The organism is Simiduia litorea, assembly GCF_042853465.1.
Classification (GTDB): Bacteria; Pseudomonadota; Gammaproteobacteria; order Pseudomonadales; family Cellvibrionaceae; genus Simiduia; species Simiduia litorea.
Genome location: NZ_AP031497.1, coordinates 2,735,705 through 2,754,491 on the forward strand (window position 1 = coordinate 2,735,705; position 18,787 = coordinate 2,754,491).

Consider the following 18,787-nt stretch of genomic DNA (forward strand, 5'->3'; position numbering starts at 1 on the left):
TCAACGCCGGTCCGTAAAGTGAAGCCGAATGATACCATTGGCGCCAAGCATTTGCCCAAGGCTTGGGCTACAATAGCGCCCTTAAAAGCCATTGACACACGTCGCTCGCCGACATCGCGCTTGCGCGGCTCCAACCAGAGGCCCCCTTGGATGAAAAAGCTTAGAACTGCCGTGATTGGCGTTGGTTACCTCGGTAAATTTCACGCAGAAAAATACGCGGGCTTACCCAACAGTGAACTCATTGCAGTGGTGGACGCTAACCTCGCCAACGGCCAAGCTATCGCGGAAAAAAACGGCTGTGAAGCACTCACGCAATACCAAGATTTATACGGCCGCGTGGATGCCGTCAGTATCGCAGCCCCTACGGTTTATCACTACCAGATTGCTAAAGACTGTTTAGAGCATGGTATTCACGTGTTGATCGAAAAGCCCATTACCGTCACCGTCGCGGAAGCCGACGAGTTAATCGCCTTAGCAAAATCAAAACAACTACTGATTCAAGTGGGTCATCTCGAGCGATTCAATGCCGCACTCTTGGCCTTAGGCGATCGCTTAGGCACACCAAAATTCATTGAGTCACACAGGCTAGCGCCATTTAACCCGCGCGCGAATGACGTCAATGTGGTGCTCGATTTAATGATCCACGACATCGACATTATTCAAAATATGGTTGGCTCTCCGATCAAAAGCATCGCGGCCTCGGGCACTAAGGTGTTAACCGATTCCACCGACATCGCCAACGCCCGCATTGAGTTTGCCAGCGGCTGCGTTGCCAATGTCACCGCTAGCCGGGTGAGCTTAAAAACAGAGCGCAAAATGCGCATTTTTCAGGAAGAGTCCTGCATCACCATCGACTTTCAAAATCGCTCGCTAAAACTCTATAGCAAAGGCGATAAAGAGATGTTCCCCGGCATTCCCGAAATCGAAAGCGAGGAAAGCATTTTTGAAAACAACGACGCCCTTAAAGTAGAAATCATTGCCTTTCTCGACAGCATTGAGCAAGGCAAGGCAACACAGGTCAGCGGTGAAGATGGTCGCCGCGCACTGGCCACCGCACAAGAAATTTCCCGTCTCATGCAAGACGCTTAATTATTCCGAATTAGAGATGACTGTTATGAAAGTTCCAATGGTTGACTTAACCGAACAATACCACCGCCTGAAAGATCAAATTGATGCAGGCATGCGCAACGCGATGGAAACCGCGGCCTTCATTCTCGGCCCCAATGTACAAGCCTTCGAAAAAGAAGCGGCCGACTACCTTGGCGTAAAACACGCCATAGGCGTAGGCTCGGGCACAGATGCATTGCATTTGGCACTGCTTGCTCTCGGTATCAAAGCGGGCGATGAAGTTATCACAACGCCTTTTACCTTTGTCGCTACAGCCGAGGCGATCAAATACGTTGGCGCAACACCGGTGTTTGTCGACATCAACCCCGATACCTTTAATATCGATTTAAAAGCCGTCGAAAAAGCGATAACAGCGAAAACCAAAGTGGTTATTCCCGTGCATTTATTTGGTCAACCCGTTGACATGCCGGCACTTAAAACCCTGTGTGACGCAAAAGGTTTAAAAATTGTCGAAGACTGTGCCCAGTCCTTTGGCGCCAGTATTAACGGAAAGCAAACCGGCAGTTTCGGCGACCTAGGCGCCTTTAGTTTTTTCCCATCAAAAAATTTAGGTTGCTACGGCGACGGCGGCATGGTCACCACCAACAGCGATGATCTGGCCGCCACGGTAAAACAGTACCGCAACCATGGGAGCAAAGTGCAATATCATCACTCACTGGTGGGCTACACCTCGCGCTTAGACGAACTGCAAGCGGTCGTACTACGCGCCAAGTTGCCACTTATTGACGAGTTCAATAATAACCGTCGTCGCGTCGATCAAACCTACAAGGCAATGCTCGCGGGCACGGGTATCCAAATGCCCTTTGAAGACGGCGTAGGCAAACACGTCTTTCATCAATATGTGTGTTTACACCCTAAGCGCGATCAAATTTTGCAAACACTAAGAGACAACCAAATTGCCTGCGCAATTTACTACCCAGTACCACTACACAAACAAGAAGTGTTTGCTAAAGAGTGCGCCGGCATGTCATTGCCAATCACGGAGTCTATCACCAGCCAATGCTTCGCTCTGCCGGTCTACCCAGAACTGAGTGAAGAGAAAATAAAATTGGTGACAGATACCATCAAGACAGCACTATGAAACCAGCGTTTTCCGTCATGATCAGCGCCGGTGAAGCCTCCGGCGATTTACACGCAGCCAATTTAGTGAGGGCGCTAAAGACCTTAGCGCCTAATACAACATTTACGGGCATGGGCTCAGATCAACTGCGCGAAGCAGGCGTCGACTTATTGGTGGACTGCGCCGATATTGCCGTGGTCGGCATTTGGGAAGTGATTAGAAACTACGGCACCATTAAAAAGGCCTTAAATCAATTGATTCAAGCCCTTAAAGATACGCCGCCCGATTTACTGATTCTAGTGGACTACCAAGAGTTCAATTTCCGCCTCGCGGAAAAAGCTAAGGCCATGGGTATAAAAGTCCTGTTTTACATTGGCCCACAAGTTTGGGCTTGGCGGCCGCACCGTGTGCATTCTATGGCGAAAAAAATCGACCACATGGCAGTGCTCTTCCCGTTCGAAGAAAAGTTTTACGAAAATGCAGGCCTACCTTGTACTTTTGTTGGCCACCCCTTGGTTGACGAAGTGCGCGCCACCAAGAGCCCTGAACAATCCTTGGCCGACTATGGCCTTAGCCAGGACGAAGCCATCGTCGGCTTATTTCCTGGTTCACGCAAAAGCGAAGTCGCGCGCGTGCTCCCTATTCTCTTGGACGCTGCGCGAGAACTGCGTAAAACTAAACCTAAATTACAGTTTGTGTTGCCCAAAGCCAGCACCATCGGCGACCAAGATATTGCTCCCCTACTTGCCAACTACCCAGAATTAGCCGTTAAGGATGTGCGCGATAAATCTTATAACGTGATGCAAATTTGCGACGCTATCATGACTGCCTCCGGCACCGCGACGCTGGAAATCGCGCTCATGGGCATTCCAAATACCATTGTTTATCGCATTGCGCCCTTGTCCTATTGGATTCTCAAACGCATGGTCAAAATCGACGACATTGGCCTAGAAAATATTGTCGCCGAAAAACGTATTGTGCAAGAGTTCATACAACACAATGCTCAACCTAAACGCATCGCTGCTGAAGTATCTCGCCTGCTGGACGACGAGGATTATCGAACGCATATGATCACTGAGCTCAATAAAGTAAAAGGGAAGCTAGGTAAACAAGGTGGGTCCGAAAATGTGGCCAAACTGGCTTTAGATATGATCGAGCATAAAATCTAGTAGTAAAGGACTCGCCAGAGGCAGGCCGTCGCAACGTTGCACCTAACACGATAAACCTATTCAGATACTGCTAGATAAGCACGTTATCTAGCAGTATCTGAATCATCGCGTTAAAGCACAATTCTAGGCGTTAAATATAGACGAAGTGATTGCCCCGCCTCTTTTTCTAACAATAGTTTAAGCTGCTTTAATTCCGCACTACTCAATTCAGACTCAGCTAATACGTCGGCCTGAATTGTAGTATTGTCATTTTGCATCAAGACATTTACGTTAGCGAGCTTTACCGTTCTGGTGTTGATTTCGATTTCAAGACTCGACAAACTTTTCTCTAATTGCCACTGATGGCTCATATCCTTCAACGCAAAAGTCAGTGGAATAGCAATAATGAACATCAGGCCAATTGAAAACATTAGCCCCTTACGCGCTCTTACTAAAGGGGAATACCCTAATACAAGAAAGGTTAATGCAGCCGCGAGTGAGATACCGATCAAGTTGGTAAGGAACAATAACATGGCGCCGCTGATCACCTGCCAATCCATCCAGCCCAATCCTATCCCCGACACGCAAAGCGGTGGAACAAGTGCCACCGCAATTGCGACTCCCGATACACTTTTTGCGACATCTTCTCTTACGTAGGCATAAGCGCCTGCAATACCAGATGCAATTGCGACCCCGAGATCCAAAAGATTGGGCTGCATTCGCCCGGCAATTTCACTGGTTATTCGGTCGACAGGAAAAATCAAGGTAACCATAGCAGCAGTCAACAATGCCAGAAAAACACCAAGCCCAATCGTCTCAAGTGATTGCACCAATAAATTTCTGTCTCGTCTTAGAAAGCCCATCGCCAGAGATATAATTGGCGACATCAATGGCGCCAATACCATTGCACCAATTATTACAGCAGGACTGGATAAGAAAAGTCCCAAGCTTGCGACAATGGCACTCAACACCATTAAAGTGACAAAAGTACTGTGAGGCCTTGCAACTTCACGCAACTGAACAAACAGATCCTTAAAGTCACCTTCCGCCGCATGGGTAAATAACGGCAATGCACTGGCAATTAGTTTTAACTGCTCTTCGCCTTTAGGCAGCTTGTCAGTCTTTACCAACTCTTTGTAGTCTGTAGCATCTTGATTTAACGGCAATGAATTAATAAGCAAGGCATCTGACATCACAATCATTCGTATCGTTTTGGAAGAACGCCGCTTACCATCAATAAAATAATCGAGTGATTCTTTGTGCTCTACGCAGATTTCACGGCAGCGCAAAAAACTTACCGCCCCGGATAACTTGCTCAAAGGCCGGTTTTTATATAGCACGCCATCCTTTAGAAATGACAGATAGTCCATTATAGATTTAGGTGCGATAAACAGGGCATTTATAAAACCATTTTCGAGACTCAAACTCGCCCCTAACAATCGCGCCGCTGGCCCGCGCACGTCATTTTCAATCGCAACCATGCCGGTTATCGCAGTGCTGATAGGTGCGGCATCGCCCACTTTTAGCGTTACCGGAAATGCGTGGATTTTAAACAAGCTTAATATACTGCTCCATGCGACGGCCCACTTAAACAGCCAACGCTCCAACAGTGAATGATCTCTGTTTTTGTATACCTTGCTACGTCCGTCGACAAAGGGATTACTGCCTAAAGTCACCATTCCTAGGGCAATTTCATCATTGCACCTTAAAATTTCAATTGGCTGATGATCAACGGTAAACGCGAGTGCTATAGCCTCATCGACATCAACAGGTAAACGCAACCAATCGCAAAGACGTGACTTGGCATCAGACGGCACAACACCCAGAGAAAGTTGATTAAGAGAAGCGAAGTCTAAATATTTCGGCACGTTCTCAACGTTTAAAATACAAACAATATGCTCGCCAGAATCGACCGACCCGCCAAAAAAATCAGCCTCGCTAGTAGTTATAAGTTCAATACCATGAGAATAGGCAAAACTGGTGAGATTATGTTTAAGTTTGTCAGTCAACGACTCGTTTGATACAAGGCGCGCCTGCGTTACATACGTCATCTGGACAAACCCCACTATAAAGATTTAATAAAGGTAAATACAATGCTAGCTACTATATGCGTAGCGCCAAAAAGATCAAGTTTCAAATTGGTTCGTTTTTGAACACATAATGAAGACTGTCGTAGAGCGACGCAATGTGCCAGCGGAGTGCTTTTATTTCTACAAAATCGTGTGATATCAGTCTTATGACAGACAACCCAATCCCAAGCACACTATCAGGGCAATTCTAGTCATCAAGGCCGTGACTTTTTGAAAAAGCCGATCTATTAGACGTTAAGGCCTCCCAATATCGCGCTGCCATGCACACAAAGCATGCATAATCTCCATTTGAACAATGCATCAATTTCACTGCTAAAATGACAACCGCGTGCAAGCCAAGAAGCTTTTAATTAAAGCCTGCCCGAACGCTAACCGCCGCTGGATTCTAAGCCAAAATTGGAGGAGTAAAAACGTCGTTGGGAAATACCAATCGCGTGACGCTTGGGCGGGACTCATTGTCATCCAGTCACAGAAACACCTAGGCAACCACGCCAACTTAATAAGGCCGCTTCTCACCTGCTGGGCGGGTTTTAAAGCGCCTATGAACCCATAGGTACTGCTCGGGATATTCGCGTATTTGGGCTTCAAAAATATCGTTAATGCATTGCGCATCCTGTCGTTCGTCATCACTGGGCACATTATCCAGCGGTGCAGACAAAATAATCTTGTAACCTTCGGCGTTTGGTAAACGATAGCAATTCATCACGACCACTTTGGCCCTACCCAATTTTGCAAAGCCAGTGGTAGCGGCCACAGTGGCTGCAGGCAAATCAAAATAGCGAGCCCAGACGCCATTTTTGATGCCGTAATCTTGATCAGGTGCGTACATGACAGATAAGCCCTGGCGCAGCAAACGCATCATAGTACGGGTTTCTTTGCGCTCAACCACAGTACCCTCTGGGCACAACCTTACCCGACCGCGAGTCTGTAAATACTCCAAAGCCGCATTTTTATGGCGCCGGTACATGCCGGCAATCGGCATAAACATCGATAGTCCGATGGTACAAACAGAAATACAGTTATTGTGTTTAACAACTATCAAAGCGGCCTGTTCTCCAAGCGCTTCAATATGCGCCAAGCCTTCAACGTGCATAAGCTTGCGGTAACGCCGCTCGGGCATAAACCAGCCGATGTTTTGCTCCATCAATCCCATACCCGTATCTTGCATGTTTTGCTTCAATAGCGCTTCGCGCTTTTCACCTGAAAGCTCTGGAAAACACAAACGCAGATTAGTGCGCGCAATATGTTTGCGCTCGCTAGCAAAACAATAAAACAGCCGACCTATGCCTCGCCCCATCGACATCTGCCAAGCGTAAGGAAGTTGCGCGCAGAGATAAAAAAAACCAGTAGCTAGCCAAAGTAGCCAGTAACGAGGGTGCAAGAGATTTTGAGTAAAGCACGGCCGCACCAACATTACTTGACAATACCGCGCGTAGATTGAGCGATAAAATCAACCAATAAATTTACCCCAGCAAAAACCTTTAACGGCTCTAGCTGCTCATTTATTTGCTCAAGGGTCAGGCGCCTACGCACCATTAACTTATAGACTTTAAAAATGGCATCAATTTCTTTCGGTTCATAACCCTTACGTTTAAGACCGACCTTGTTGATACCAAATGAGCGCGCATAATTACCGGAGACAATAACAAACGGCGGTACATCGCGGTTAATCGCAGCGGCCATACTGGTAAAAGCGTGTGAACCGACACGGGTAAATTGGTGCACAAGGGAAAAACCACCAAGAATACACTGATCGCCCAGCTCAACATGTCCCGCTAACGAGGCAGAATTGGCAAACACGTTTTTATTACCTACGGAGCAATCATGTCCAATATGAACGTATGCCATAAACAAATTATCGCTGCCAATGGTGGTGACGCCACCACCCTTTGGCGTGCCGCGGTTAAAAGAAACGTATTCGCGAATGATATTTCTGTCACCAATGACTAGACGAGTGGGCTCACCTTTGTAACTTAGATCCTGCGGCTCTTCGCCCAGTGAAGCGAACTGAAAAATGCGATTGTTTTCGCCAATGCTCACGGGGCCGTGGATAACCACGTGCGAACCAATCCGGGTACCCTTACCAATGTCGACCTGCTCACCAATTACAGCATAGGCGCCAATACTGACACCCTCAGCAATCTTTGCGGATGGATCAATAATCGCAGAAGGATGAATCATGACGAAAGCCTAAATTAACGAACGATGCCGCGCTCGGAGCTACGCAGGGAATCGATAAGAGTAACGAGCGCGGACTCAGTAACTGCCATTTCAGATAGCGTGGCGATAGCCTCTTCGAGGCGCAACCCACGGCGATAAATTAACTTGAACGCTTTGTTAATTGCAGCGAGCTGCTCTTTCGTGTAGCCGCGACGTCTTAGGCCTTCGGTATTAATACTTTTGGCTTCAGCGGGGTTTCCAGAAACGGTTACAAAAGCCGGCACATCTTTTCCTATGGCACTGCCCATCGCAGTAAAAGCATGAGCGCCAATTTTACAAAATTGATGCACTAAGGTATAGCCGCCTAAAATTGCCCAGTCGCCAATGTGTACGTGGCCAGCTAGGGCTGCGTTATTCACCAAGACACAGTTATTCCCGACAATACTGTCGTGGCCTACATGCACATAGGCCATCAACAAATTATTATCGCCGATGGTTGTTTCCGAGCGGTCTTGTACCGTGCCGCGATGAATGGTTACACCTTCGCGAATGACATTATTGTTGCCAATAACCAGCCGCGTAGGCTCGCCTTTGTATTTTAAATCCGGGGTGGATTCACCCACGGTGGAAAACTGAAAGATGTGATTATTTTCGCCAATAAGGGTTGGCCCTTTAATCACCACATGGGATTCGATAATGCTTCCTGCACCAATTTCCACATTCGGCCCAATAACACTAAAGGGCCCCACCTGCACATCCGCTGCAAGTTTTGCGGTTGGATCTATGACGGCACGAGGATCAATCAATACTTTTCCCTTCTCTAAGCTGACCGAGGCAAATCATATCAAGCTACGGTGACTACACCTGACGATCAGCGCACAGTATAGTCGCAGATGCCGCCAATTGACCGTCCACAGAAGCAGTACATTCAAACTTCCAAATGCCGCGCTTGGCGGATATTACTTTAGACTCTAAGCGCAATTGGTCGCCGGGTACAACTTGGCGCTTAAAACGAACATCATCGATACCCGCAAATAAATAAATTGAGCCATCTGAAGGACGCTTGTCTAAGGTTTTAAAGCCCAGTATGCCAGATGCCTGCGCCAGGGCCTCAATGATGAGTACACCCGGAAAAATGGGCGCCTGCGGGAAATGACCATTAAACACGTCTTCATTTGCCGAGACATTTTTAATCGCTACAATATATTCGCCTTCAACCAGCTCGAGCACACGATCAACCAACAAAAACGGGTAGCGGTGAGGCAAGTATTCACGAATTTCTCTTACATCCATCATATCCAGATCCTTATTACCCTAACGGCTACGACTGCTTTTCCAGTTCACGTACACGCTTGGTGAGTTTTTCTAGTTGATTAAACCTAGCCGCTTGGCGTCGCCAATCGCTGGTCGGCAACATGGGAGTTCCAGAAGACCAGCTGCTGCCTTCTTGTGTAATGGATTTAGTCACCACGGTTGCGCCAGACACATGCACGCCATCGGCAATATCGATATGCCCAGTCACGGCGACACAACCGGCAATAGTACAGCGCTCACCAATGCGGGTTGAGCCAGCAACTGCAGTGTGCGCCGCAATCGCGGTATGATCGCCAATCACAACGTTATGCCCGATTTGAATGAGGTTATCCAGCTTAACATCATTGCCAATAATGGTATCGTCAAGCGCACCACAGTCGATACAGGTATTTGCGCCAATTTCTACCTTATTCCCGATGCGCACCCCACCCAGCTGATGAATTTTCACCCAACCGTCTGGGCTAGGCGCAAAGCCAAAGCCATCGGCACCAATCACAGCACCACCGTGCACAATGCAGTCTTGCCCAAGCGTTACCTGTGCATACAAGGTGACATTAGCGGCAAGACGTGTACCTGCGCCAACAACACTACGGGGCCCAACCACAGTCGCGGCACCAATGACAACATTGGCCTCGATAATGGCATCGTCCTCAATTACAGCGCGGGCGCCAATGGTGGCACTCGGGTGAATGGTCGCGCTTTCGGCAACCACGGCGCTAGGATGAATACCGACCGGTAGATCATTGGTCGGCGCAAACAATGCGGTGATAGCGGCATAAGCTCGGTAAGGATCTTTGTGAACTAACTTGTTGCCGGAAAATCTATCAGCCATGTCCGGCCGCAGAATGAGTACGCCCGCCTGACAAGCCTCTAAATATTGAGCGTAACTAGGATTCGCTAAAAAACTAAGCTGCCCAGCTGTAGCTTTGGTCAAGGTTGCTAAACTAGATATCTCGTAATTAGGATCGCCAATTAACTCGGCACCCGATTTCTCAGCCAAGGCTTTTAGGGTAAAAGAACAACTAACCATCGTCAGACCTCGCCATCGAGCAATAGAGTGGAAACCGAAAACAGTTAACTTATATGGCAAAAAAGGCGAACCAAATGACGGGTCGCCTTTTTTGCCTAGCGCCGCTCTCACTATAACAATAAGAGCGCTTAGCTAAAAAGTATTACTTGGCTTTGTTAAGCTTTTCGGTCACTTTCGCAGTGATATCCCGCGAAGGCTCAGCGTAATAGGCAGTTTGCGTGCTCAGCACCAGACCAATACCTTCGGCAGCGATTACATCCTTTAAAACAACCTGAGCTTTAGGACCTAACTCTTCAAGAACGCGCTGAGCAGTCGCTTTTTGCTCCGCCTGTAACTTTTTGGCGACCAGCTCGGCGTCTGCGCGCGCGTATTCCATCTTCTTACGGTGTTCGGCCGCTTGTTCTTGGTTCCAAGTGACGGCATTTTTCTCCGCATCTTTAGCCATTTTTTGCAAGTCATTGCGCAGCGTTTCAAACTTTGCCTGAAGCGCGGCAAACTCGGCATTAGCCTGCATATCTTGCACTTTTTTCTTAGCCAAATCCGTATTCAGAATGGCTGCCTGAAGATCGAAAACCACGACATCATTGCCAGCGGCCATTGCCACAGGCGCAGTAACCAATGCGATAGCCAATATCATTGCTGTTTTAAGTTTTAACACGTTTTATCTCCACATTATTTTATTCAGCCAGCTTGCAAAAACTGACGGTTTTTCGATAGATGAATTAGAAAGCCGTTCCCAAAGAGAACTGGAAGGTTTCAATTTCATCTTCAGGGTTGTACTGGAATGGTTTGGACAAACTAAAGGTCAATGGTCCAAAACCACTAATCCACGTTAAGCCAATACCATAAGAAGCGGACATTCTGCTTAAGTCCACATCAAAACAGTTTTGTTGATAAAAACCGCACTCCGTATTGAACACGTTACCGCCATCAATAAAGAAAGCGGTTTGCAACATGCGCTGATCTTCAATAAAGGGCAGCGGAAACAGCAGCTCGATACTGCCTTCAATCAATACATTACCACCAAAGGGTAAATCGTCGCGACCCGTTACTGTCGCCATAGCCTTATCTTGTAAACACACGCTGGCACCATATTTGTATGACACCTCAGTCGGGCTCTCGCACAGTACATAGCCGTAATCAATCTCATTGTTAGAGTACTGGCCATCACCGTTGGAATCTTCTGCACCTATAGCGCGAATATCATAAGCTGCGGCAGGCGTACTTCTCGGACCTAGCGTGTTGCGTTTAAAGCCGCGAACAGAACCGAAACCACCCGAATAAAAATGTTCAAAAAACGGTAAACCGGCCGTATTGCCATAGGCTTCGGCATAACCAAGGTCGGCGCGAAAGCGCAGGGTAAAATCTTTATACACTGGCTGAAAGTACTGACCTGAATAGCGAAGTTTATAAAACTCCATATCACTCCCAGGCACCGAAAATTCTAAAGATAAATTCTGCGCTGCTCCGCGAGTTGCAAGCTGACCCCGGTTTAAGGTCGACTTAGCCCAGGAAAGTGTAAAGGGAAAACTATTAAACCGATCGCCATTAGCATCGATGAAACCATCTGGGTTATTAATCGTGTTTTCAGGTATATCCAGTTGCTGAGCATACTGATCAATCGTGATCGCACTGCCATCTGGATTTAATATCGGATTTTCAATTGCTGCCAACAAATCGAGCAAATCGGTTTGCGTGATATAGCGTGGCGCCAAACCTTCAATTAAATTCGGACTGCGCTGGATCTCCTGAACCGCACTACTACCGGTCTCAATTAACATATTGGTATACCCAATACCAAAGCCAATGCGCTCGACCTCTGAAATCGGGTAACCGAAGTTTAAGTTAGCACCGTAGGTATTGGTTGAGTAACTAGCAATGTTGATCTTACTAAAATCGGTGGCGCGGTAGAAAACACTGAAGCCACGGCTAACACCGTCAACGGTGAAGTATGGGTCGGTATAGTTAAAGCTATAAACTTGCTGGTATTGGCTAGTATTAACTGAAAATCCAACCCGCTTGCCGGTGCCTAACCAGTTGTTTTGCTGAATATTGGCACCCAATACAAGACCTGTACCCTGAGCAAAACCGACACTTGCACCGATAGAACCCGATGGCTGCTCTTCAACCGTGTACTCGATATCCACCTGATCTGAGGTGCCGGGTACCTCTTTAGTCTCAACGACGACTTCCTTAAAAAAGCCCAAACGCTCTAAACGAACTTTCGAGTTTTCGATGGCGATAGACGCTGCAGAAGCACTTTCCATCTGACGCATCTCGCGCCTCAACACTTCATCTTTGGTTTTGGTGTTACCGCGAAATTCAACACGACGCACATAGGCGCGCTTACCTGGATCGATGAAAAAGGTAATATCGACAAGACCCGTTTCGGCATTCACTTCGGGAATACCTTTTACTTCAGCAAAGGTATAGCCCTCATTGCCAAGGCGCTTGGTGATGTAATCAGACGTTGTGGTCATCAATACCTGAGAAAATGTCTGCCCTTCACGCACCAAAACCAAACGTCGAATTTGATCTTCAGGCAACACCGGATCACCGGCCAACTCGACTGTACCAACTTTAAAAATATCGCCTTCTGCAATATTAATGGTGATATACACAGATTCTTTATCAGGGCTCACGGAAACCTGAGTTGACGGCATGGTAAATTTTAAATAACCGCGGTCCATGTAAAAAGATTCAAGTCGTTCGATATCGCCAGTCAACTTTTCTCGCGCGTATTTGTTATCACTGGTAATCCAGCTAAGCCAGCCCGTCGTTTTCAGTTCAAATAAATCAAGTAAATCATCATCCGTAAAGGAGGTGTTACCCACGAGATTAATATGTTCGATTGACGCCACTGAACCTTCATCGATGGTGATCTGCAGCTTTACTTGGTTGCGCGGCAAATCGATAACTTCGGTTTTAACGCTGGCACTGTAACGCCCCTGAGCAACGTATTGGCGCTGCAATTCAGAGCCTAAGCCTTCAAGGGTGACGCGTTTGAAAATCTGCCCTTCCGATAAGCCATTATCTTGAAGCCCTTTCATGAGGTCTTCAGTCTTAATCGCCTTATTCCCCTCCAAAACTATCTCGCTAATGGCAGGGCGCTCGGTGACAGTAATAACTAAAACGCCCTCGTCGCGTCCAATTTCAATATCGGAAAAATAGCCGGTGGCAAACAGCGCGCGCGAGGCGTCTTGAATCTCCACTGTGTCCATATAGTCGCCAATGCGCACCGGCAATGCTGCAAAGACAGAACCTGCGGACACACGCTGCAGACCATCGACACGGATATCGGTAACACGGAAACTTTCTGCCATCACCACAGTTGTTAATGCGATGGACGCGATAAATAAGGCAAGACGCTGCATAATTTCTGTTCTAAATTTATTAAAGTCGTGCTGCAAAATCGCAACGTAATGCTAATACAGACGCATGATGTCGTTATAAAAGGCCAACACCATAACGCTTAATACAACCAATAGGCCAACTTGATAACCAGCCATTTGTATTTTTTCAGGCACTGGGCTGCCCTTTACTAGCTCAACCAAGTAGTACAAGAGGTGGCCACCATCTAATACCGGAATGGGTAAAAGATTAAACACACCCAAACTGACGCTCAACAGTGCTAGAAACCCAACATAGTATGCCCAACCGGCCCGGGCCGAATCGCCCGCCACTTTAGCAATGGTTATGGGGCCGCTCAAGTTTTTAGTAGAGATTTCCCCGACCAACAATTTTTTTAATGAAAGCAAGACAAACCCAGAGGTTTCCCACGTTTTCTCCACACCAACCATCAATCCTTGCAGGAGCGTATATTGCTGCCTGCGCAGGTGCGGCTGCAAAGGCGACACCCCAATTCGTCCGATAGTGCGAGCGTCCACCTCAACGGCGTTTGGCGTCACCCAGAGCGTGAGCACTTCGACACCCCGCTCAAGGGTAAGTTCAATAGCCTGATCGTGGCGTGGCTCAATGTAGCCGACTAAATCACGCCAACTCTCAATTAATTGGCCATCTGCTGCGAGAATGAGGTCACCGGTTTTTAACCCGGCCTGCGCCGCCGGCGAACCGGCGAGAATTTGATCGAGCTGGGCTTTCAGCTGCACGCGCATCGGTTTTAGGCCAAGACCCTCAAACACATCCGGCTCTTCTATGCCCACCAACCACTGATCGAGCTGAGCTTCAGACTCATAGGTCAGGGTTGAATCGGGGTAGCGCACGGTAAAGCCAATCGGGCCAGTTTCACCCAAGCGCTCAAGCAACCGCTGATGTACAGCCTGCCAAGAATCGGTGACTCTGCCGTCTATGGCGACGATTTCCTGACCGGCCTCAAGACCTGCCCGCGCCGCAATAGAACCCTCGGCAACCTCGCCCACCACCGGTACAACATGCACAACACCGGGCATTACCATAATCCAAAACAAGACGATAGCGAGGAGAAAATTGGCAACAGGGCCTGCAGCCACCACGGCGATACGCGCCCAGACAGATTTACGGGTAAACGCCTGATCCAATAGATGCGCCGGCACCTCACCTTCGCGCTCGTCCAACATTTTCACGTAGCCACCCAAAGGAATAGCGGCTATCGCAAACTCAGTACCCTGCTTGTCATACCAGCTAACCAGCGGCTTGCCGAAGCCAACAGAGAAGCGTAAAACTTTGATACCGCAGCGTCGGGCCACCCAAAAGTGACCAAACTCATGGATGGTCACCAAAATGCCCAGCGCCAGCACAAAAGAAATCAATGTTTGAAGCAATGCCATAATTACCTCTTGGCAGCCGTATGCGATAAGTCGCCGCGCAGCCTACCATGATCTAGCCATTGATGGGCGATTAGGCGGGCCTCTCGGTCGATTCGCAAGACCTGATCGAGACTGTTCGGCGTCGTATCGACCAGCTGATGCATAACCTGCTCGTTGAGCTCTGCAATGCGGTCAAAACTAAGCTTGCCCGCCAAAAAAGCGTCCACGGCCACTTCGTTAGCCGCATTCAGAACCGTCGATGCACAACCATTCCCCGCGGCCTCAAATGCCAGCCTTAAACAGGGGAAGCGAGCCAAGTCCGGCGCCTCAAAATCCAACCGAGCGGTGGCAATAATATCGAGCGGTGCCACACCAGAGGTTATGCGCTCAGGCCAAGCCAGCGCATGGGCTATGGGGGTTCGCATGTCTGGATTGCCCAACTGCGCCAACACCGAGCCATCGACGTACTGAACCATAGAGTGAATAACACTTTGTGGGTGAATCACCACATTCACATCGGCGGGCGTGAGATCAAACAACCAACAAGCTTCAATAAGCTCTAGGCCTTTGTTCATCATCGACGCCGAGTCGACGGATATCTTGCGCCCCATACGCCAATTTGGATGAGCACAGGCTTGCTCTGGCGTCACCTCGGCAAAGGCATCCAGTGCTAAGGTTCTAAAGGGACCGCCTGAGGCCGTCAATAATATTTTGCTAACGCCAGCTGTGCTGGCATCGACGTAATTTGCCGGCAGACACTGGAAGATGGCATTGTGCTCACTATCAATGGGCAGCAATACGGCGCCATTGTCATGTACAGCCTGCATGAACAAATGCCCAGCCATCACCAAGGCTTCCTTGTTGGCCAGCAACACTTTTTTGCCCGCTTCCGCCGCCGCCAAAGTAGGCAACAAACCCGCTGCGCCAACAATCGCTGCCATAACAGCATCGACATCCTTATGTGCTGCCACACACTGCAGGCCTTCTACCCCCGCTAGCACCTCGGTTGCATAGCTAGACAGCGCCCGCTCAAGCAAAGGCAAAAATTGCGGGTCGGCAATGACTGCGTATTTCGGTTGAAACTCTATACACAGCTCAGCCAACTTCTGCCATTGACTGGCTGCGCTGAGCGCAAAAACCTGATAGCGGTCAGGGTGACGACGCACCACATCGAGCGTACTCAGCCCAATTGAGCCAGTCGCCCCCAGAATTGTGAGCTGCTCAAGCCTCATAGGAAACTAAAACCCGTAAACAGTACACCTAGAGCTACAAAGGGTGCCGCCGCGGTAATGGAATCGATGCGATCCAATACGCCGCCATGCCCAGGCAATAATTGGCTGCTGTCTTTAATGCCCCGATGGCGCTTCAACATGCTTTCCACGAGATCTCCCAGCACAGACACTAAACTCGCCGGCACCACTATGGCCAACAACAGAACCAAGCTATCGCCACCCAACCAGAGCCCTAGCGCACTAGCCCAGAGTACATTTACGCCCAAGCCTCCCCAGAAACCTTCCCACGATTTACCCGGGCTGACTTTTGGCGCTAACTTACGCTTACCAAAGGCGCGACCAAAGAAATACCCACCAATATCGGCGCCAGCAACGACGCCCACCACCAGCACAATCAACCATTCGCCACCAGGCTGCTCGCGTAAATAACAGAGCCCAAGCCAGGCTGGCACCAATACTAGCCACCCCATCACCATCCGAGCTGAGGATGCTCCCCAGAGAATTGCGCTAGAAGGATAGCCCTGAATCCAGAGCAGAGATAGGGCCCACCAAGCACCGCCAACAACTAAGACATTGCGCAACCAAACCTCGTTCAAGCCACGGCTAAGTTCGGCAAAATAACCGACTGCCGCCATCACCAAGGCCGTCGCAGCTACGTAGGCAGCGCGCTTTACATATTGATTGAGCCCAGCAAGATTTGACCACTCCCAGGTCGCTATTAATACAGCCGTGGCTAGTAGTAGCTGAAACAAAGGTATAGGCAAATAACATAAAGCGCCGCCCAGCACGCCAACCAACAGTAACGCGGTGATAATCCGTAGTTTAAGCACGAGCAGCCTCTTCTATTTGATCGCCACTTTTACCAAATCGACGCTGGCGCTGGAAAAATGTATCTGCGGCCTCACACAAGGCCTGCTCATCAAAATCTGGCCAGTACAGCTCACTAAAATACAATTCGGTATAAGCTGACTGCCACAATAAAAAATTACTGATACGAACTTCCCCACCGGTGCGAATCAAAAGATCCAGAGCCGGAAAACCTGAAAGCTGGGTAAATTGATTCAGCATATCATCAGTAACCTGATCAGCTTCCAATTCACCGTCGCGCACTTTTTCAGCCACACGTTTAGCGGCATTGGCAATATCCCACTGACCACCGTAGTCAGCAGCAATCACCAGCGTTGTGCCACCCGCTTCTGTTAATTTTTCTGCAGCTTCAATTGCGCGACATATTTTCGCGCTAAATCGATCGCGCCGACCAATCACTTTTAAACGCACACCTTCGTCGCGCAGTTTTTTGGCTTCATGCTGCAGATAGAGATGGAATAAGGACATGAGCGCTTCCACCTCTTTAGGAGGGCGCTGCCAATTTTCACTACTGAAAGCGAATACCGTAAGGACTTCAACCTCGAGTTTTTGACAGGCGCGCATGGCATCGCGAATTCGCTCTACGCCTGCTTTATGGCCCGCGGCGCCAGGCAAATTGCGTTGCCTAGCCCACCGATTGTTGCCATCCATAATGATGGCAACATGGCGTAAACGGTTTGTTGTCACAAGAATCTCCCGACAATCGACAATTAGATTGCCATCAGATCCTTTTCTTTAGCAGCTAGGGCTTGATCAACTTCTGCGACGTACTTGTCGGTTATTTTCTGCACTTCGTCCTGTGCACGACGATCGTCATCTTCGCCAATCTCTTTATCGTTCAACAAGCCTTTGATTTGCGCCAGAGCATCGCGACGAATGTTGCGCAAAGAAACCCTAGCGTTTTCCGCTTCGGCCTTAGCCTGCTTGGTAAAACCTTTACGGGTTTCTTCGGTCAGCGCTGGCATAGGTAAACGAATAACGCTACCCGCCGTGGACGGGTTCAACCCAAGGTCAGATTTCATGATCGCTTTTTCGATTTCAGGAACTAAATTCGATTCCCAAGGTGATACAGATAGTGTGCGGCCATCTTCAACTGAAATATTTGCCAGCTGGCTTAACGGTGTTAACGAACCGTAGTAGTTCACCTGAATAGAATCTAACAAACTTGGGTGGGCGCGGCCCGTGCGAATCTTATTGAAATTATTGCTTAATGCTTCCAACGCCTTTTTCATACGGCCTTCGGCATCTTTTTTAATTTCGTTAATCATTGTTCTTCCCCTTGTTGACCTTCTTGAATCAGGGTGCCTTCTTCATTACCTACTGCAATATTCAGTAGCGCACCCGCCTTATTCATCTTAAATACACGCACTGGCATGTCGTGTTCACGGCACAAACAGATGGCCGTCAAATCCATAACCTGTAATTTTTTCTCGAGCACTTCATCGTAAGTGAGCGCGTCAAACTTGGTAGCGGTTGGATCTTTGAGTGGATCGGCGGTATAAATACCATCCACCTTGGTCGCCTTTAAAACAATATCCGCCTCAACCTCAATACCGCGCAAACAGGCTGCCGAATCAGTGGTAAAGAATGGGTTGCCGGTTCCAGCTGCAAAAATCACCACTTCACCGGCCTTCAGAAAGCGAATGGCACGGCGGCGATCATAGTGTTCAACAATCCCACTCATGGGTATTGCCGACATGACGCGGGAGGAAATGTTACTGCGCTCAAGCGCATCGCGCATCGCCAAGGCGTTCATCACCGTGGCCAACATACCCATGTGGTCGCCAGTGACGCGGTCTAGCCCAGCAGCGCTTAGGGACGCCCCGCGAAACAGGTTGCCACCACCAATTACTAAGCCCACCTGAACACCAATACCGACCAACTGCCCTATTTCTAAGGCCATTTTATCGAGTACCCGGGGGTCAATACCAAAGCCTTCCTGCCCCATCAGCTCTTCGCCGCTGAGCTTTAACAGAATCCGTTTGTACTTCTTGTCCCGACTACTGGCCATGG

General features: G+C 48.7%; 17 protein-coding genes. 3 read left to right on the forward strand and 14 right to left on the reverse strand.

The annotated features are described in order from the left end of the window. Positions 1-18: 18 nt before the first annotated feature. Genes ACGHTT_RS12170 through lpxB form a run of 3 tightly spaced genes read left to right on the forward strand, consistent with a single transcriptional unit; the run spans position 19 to position 3,357 of the window. Positions 19-1,089 carry a Gfo/Idh/MocA family protein gene (locus ACGHTT_RS12170; protein ID WP_390590856.1) on the forward strand — a complete coding sequence of 357 codons (1,071 nt, stop codon included), beginning with the start codon at positions 19-21 and terminating at the stop codon, positions 1,087-1,089. Positions 1,090-1,114: 25 nt separating this feature from the next. After that, entirely contained in the window at positions 1,115-2,209 is a 1,095-nt protein-coding gene (locus ACGHTT_RS12175; RefSeq protein WP_390590857.1) for a DegT/DnrJ/EryC1/StrS family aminotransferase, read from the forward strand. After that, on the forward strand, positions 2,206-3,357 hold the full coding sequence (gene lpxB / locus ACGHTT_RS12180; RefSeq protein ID WP_390590859.1) for a lipid-A-disaccharide synthase: 1,152 nt from the start codon (positions 2,206-2,208) through the stop codon (positions 3,355-3,357). The genes ACGHTT_RS12175 and lpxB overlap by 4 nt, the downstream gene beginning before the upstream one ends. Positions 3,358-3,467: 110 nt before the next feature. Here the strand turns inward: lpxB and ACGHTT_RS12185 are convergent, their stop codons facing one another. From ACGHTT_RS12185 to pyrH, 14 genes are all read right to left on the reverse strand, one after another. Continuing rightward, positions 3,468-5,387: a DUF389 domain-containing protein gene (locus tag ACGHTT_RS12185; RefSeq protein ID WP_390590861.1), complete on the reverse strand. Its 1,920-nt coding sequence runs from the start codon at positions 5,385-5,387 to the stop codon at positions 3,468-3,470. 535 nt (positions 5,388-5,922) lie between these two features. Further along, the gene (gene lpxL / locus ACGHTT_RS12190; protein ID WP_390590862.1) at positions 5,923-6,840 is read right to left on the reverse strand and encodes an LpxL/LpxP family Kdo(2)-lipid IV(A) lauroyl/palmitoleoyl acyltransferase; all 918 of its coding nucleotides are present in this window, start codon (positions 6,838-6,840) and stop codon (positions 5,923-5,925) included. Next, entirely contained in the window at positions 6,840-7,607 is a 768-nt protein-coding gene (lpxA, locus tag ACGHTT_RS12195; RefSeq protein ID WP_390590863.1) for an acyl-ACP--UDP-N-acetylglucosamine O-acyltransferase, read from the reverse strand. Before lpxA (ACGHTT_RS12195) ends, lpxL begins: the two co-directional genes overlap by 1 nt. Positions 7,608-7,621: 14 nt before the next feature. After that, entirely contained in the window at positions 7,622-8,392 is a 771-nt protein-coding gene (gene lpxA / locus ACGHTT_RS12200; RefSeq protein WP_390590864.1) for an acyl-ACP--UDP-N-acetylglucosamine O-acyltransferase, read from the reverse strand. A 52-nt stretch (positions 8,393-8,444) separates the two neighbouring features. After that, positions 8,445-8,882 (reverse strand): 3-hydroxyacyl-ACP dehydratase FabZ, encoded by a 438-nt coding sequence (fabZ, locus tag ACGHTT_RS12205; RefSeq protein ID WP_390590867.1) that lies wholly within the window; start codon positions 8,880-8,882, stop codon positions 8,445-8,447. 25 nt (positions 8,883-8,907) lie between these two features. Further along, positions 8,908-9,930: a UDP-3-O-(3-hydroxymyristoyl)glucosamine N-acyltransferase gene (gene lpxD / locus ACGHTT_RS12210; protein ID WP_390590869.1), complete on the reverse strand. Its 1,023-nt coding sequence runs from the start codon at positions 9,928-9,930 to the stop codon at positions 8,908-8,910. Positions 9,931-10,072: 142 nt separating this feature from the next. After that, positions 10,073-10,588: an OmpH family outer membrane protein gene (locus ACGHTT_RS12215; protein WP_390590872.1), complete on the reverse strand. Its 516-nt coding sequence runs from the start codon at positions 10,586-10,588 to the stop codon at positions 10,073-10,075. A 64-nt stretch (positions 10,589-10,652) separates the two neighbouring features. Beyond that, positions 10,653-13,304, reverse strand: coding sequence for an outer membrane protein assembly factor BamA (bamA, locus tag ACGHTT_RS12220; RefSeq protein WP_390590873.1), 2,652 nt, complete (start codon positions 13,302-13,304; stop codon positions 10,653-10,655). Positions 13,305-13,355: 51 nt separating this feature from the next. Continuing rightward, on the reverse strand, positions 13,356-14,696 hold the full coding sequence (gene rseP / locus ACGHTT_RS12225) for an RIP metalloprotease RseP (RefSeq protein ID WP_390590874.1): 1,341 nt from the start codon (positions 14,694-14,696) through the stop codon (positions 13,356-13,358). A gap of 2 nt (positions 14,697-14,698) precedes the next feature. Beyond that, entirely contained in the window at positions 14,699-15,907 is a 1,209-nt protein-coding gene (ispC, locus tag ACGHTT_RS12230) for a 1-deoxy-D-xylulose-5-phosphate reductoisomerase (RefSeq protein ID WP_390590875.1), read from the reverse strand. Next, positions 15,904-16,737, reverse strand: coding sequence for a phosphatidate cytidylyltransferase (locus tag ACGHTT_RS12235; protein ID WP_390590877.1), 834 nt, complete (start codon positions 16,735-16,737; stop codon positions 15,904-15,906). The genes ispC and ACGHTT_RS12235 overlap by 4 nt, the downstream gene beginning before the upstream one ends. Beyond that, positions 16,730-17,425 carry a polyprenyl diphosphate synthase gene (gene uppS, locus ACGHTT_RS12240; protein ID WP_390595052.1) on the reverse strand — a complete coding sequence of 232 codons (696 nt, stop codon included), beginning with the start codon at positions 17,423-17,425 and terminating at the stop codon, positions 16,730-16,732. Before uppS ends, ACGHTT_RS12235 begins: the two co-directional genes overlap by 8 nt. A gap of 59 nt (positions 17,426-17,484) precedes the next feature. Beyond that, entirely contained in the window at positions 17,485-18,042 is a 558-nt protein-coding gene (gene frr / locus ACGHTT_RS12245) for a ribosome recycling factor (protein WP_390590879.1), read from the reverse strand. Then, positions 18,039-18,785 (reverse strand): UMP kinase, encoded by a 747-nt coding sequence (gene pyrH / locus ACGHTT_RS12250; protein WP_390590880.1) that lies wholly within the window; start codon positions 18,783-18,785, stop codon positions 18,039-18,041. The genes frr and pyrH overlap by 4 nt, the downstream gene beginning before the upstream one ends. Positions 18,786-18,787 lie beyond the last annotated feature (2 nt).

Coding starts and splice junctions, on each gene's coding strand:
- ACGHTT_RS12175 (WP_390590857.1), top strand. CDS start 1,115: ATGAAAGTTCCAATGGTTGACTTAACCGAACAATACCACCGCCTGAAA.
- lpxA (WP_390590863.1), bottom strand. CDS start 7,607: ATGATTCATCCTTCTGCGATTATTGATCCATCCGCAAAGATTGCTGAG.
- frr (WP_390590879.1), bottom strand. CDS start 18,042: ATGATTAACGAAATTAAAAAAGATGCCGAAGGCCGTATGAAAAAGGCG.
- lpxL (WP_390590862.1), bottom strand. CDS start 6,840: ATGTTGGTGCGGCCGTGCTTTACTCAAAATCTCTTGCACCCTCGTTAC.
- rseP (WP_390590874.1), bottom strand. CDS start 14,696: ATGGCATTGCTTCAAACATTGATTTCTTTTGTGCTGGCGCTGGGCATT.
- uppS (WP_390595052.1), bottom strand. CDS start 17,425: ATGGATGGCAACAATCGGTGGGCTAGGCAACGCAATTTGCCTGGCGCC.
- lpxD (WP_390590869.1), bottom strand. CDS start 9,930: ATGGTTAGTTGTTCTTTTACCCTAAAAGCCTTGGCTGAGAAATCGGGT.
- ACGHTT_RS12185 (WP_390590861.1), bottom strand. CDS start 5,387: ATGACGTATGTAACGCAGGCGCGCCTTGTATCAAACGAGTCGTTGACT.
- fabZ (WP_390590867.1), bottom strand. CDS start 8,882: ATGATGGATGTAAGAGAAATTCGTGAATACTTGCCTCACCGCTACCCG.
- pyrH (WP_390590880.1), bottom strand. CDS start 18,785: ATGGCCAGTAGTCGGGACAAGAAGTACAAACGGATTCTGTTAAAGCTC.
- ispC (WP_390590875.1), bottom strand. CDS start 15,907: ATGAGGCTTGAGCAGCTCACAATTCTGGGGGCGACTGGCTCAATTGGG.
- bamA (WP_390590873.1), bottom strand. CDS start 13,304: ATGCAGCGTCTTGCCTTATTTATCGCGTCCATCGCATTAACAACTGTG.
- lpxB (WP_390590859.1), top strand. CDS start 2,206: ATGAAACCAGCGTTTTCCGTCATGATCAGCGCCGGTGAAGCCTCCGGC.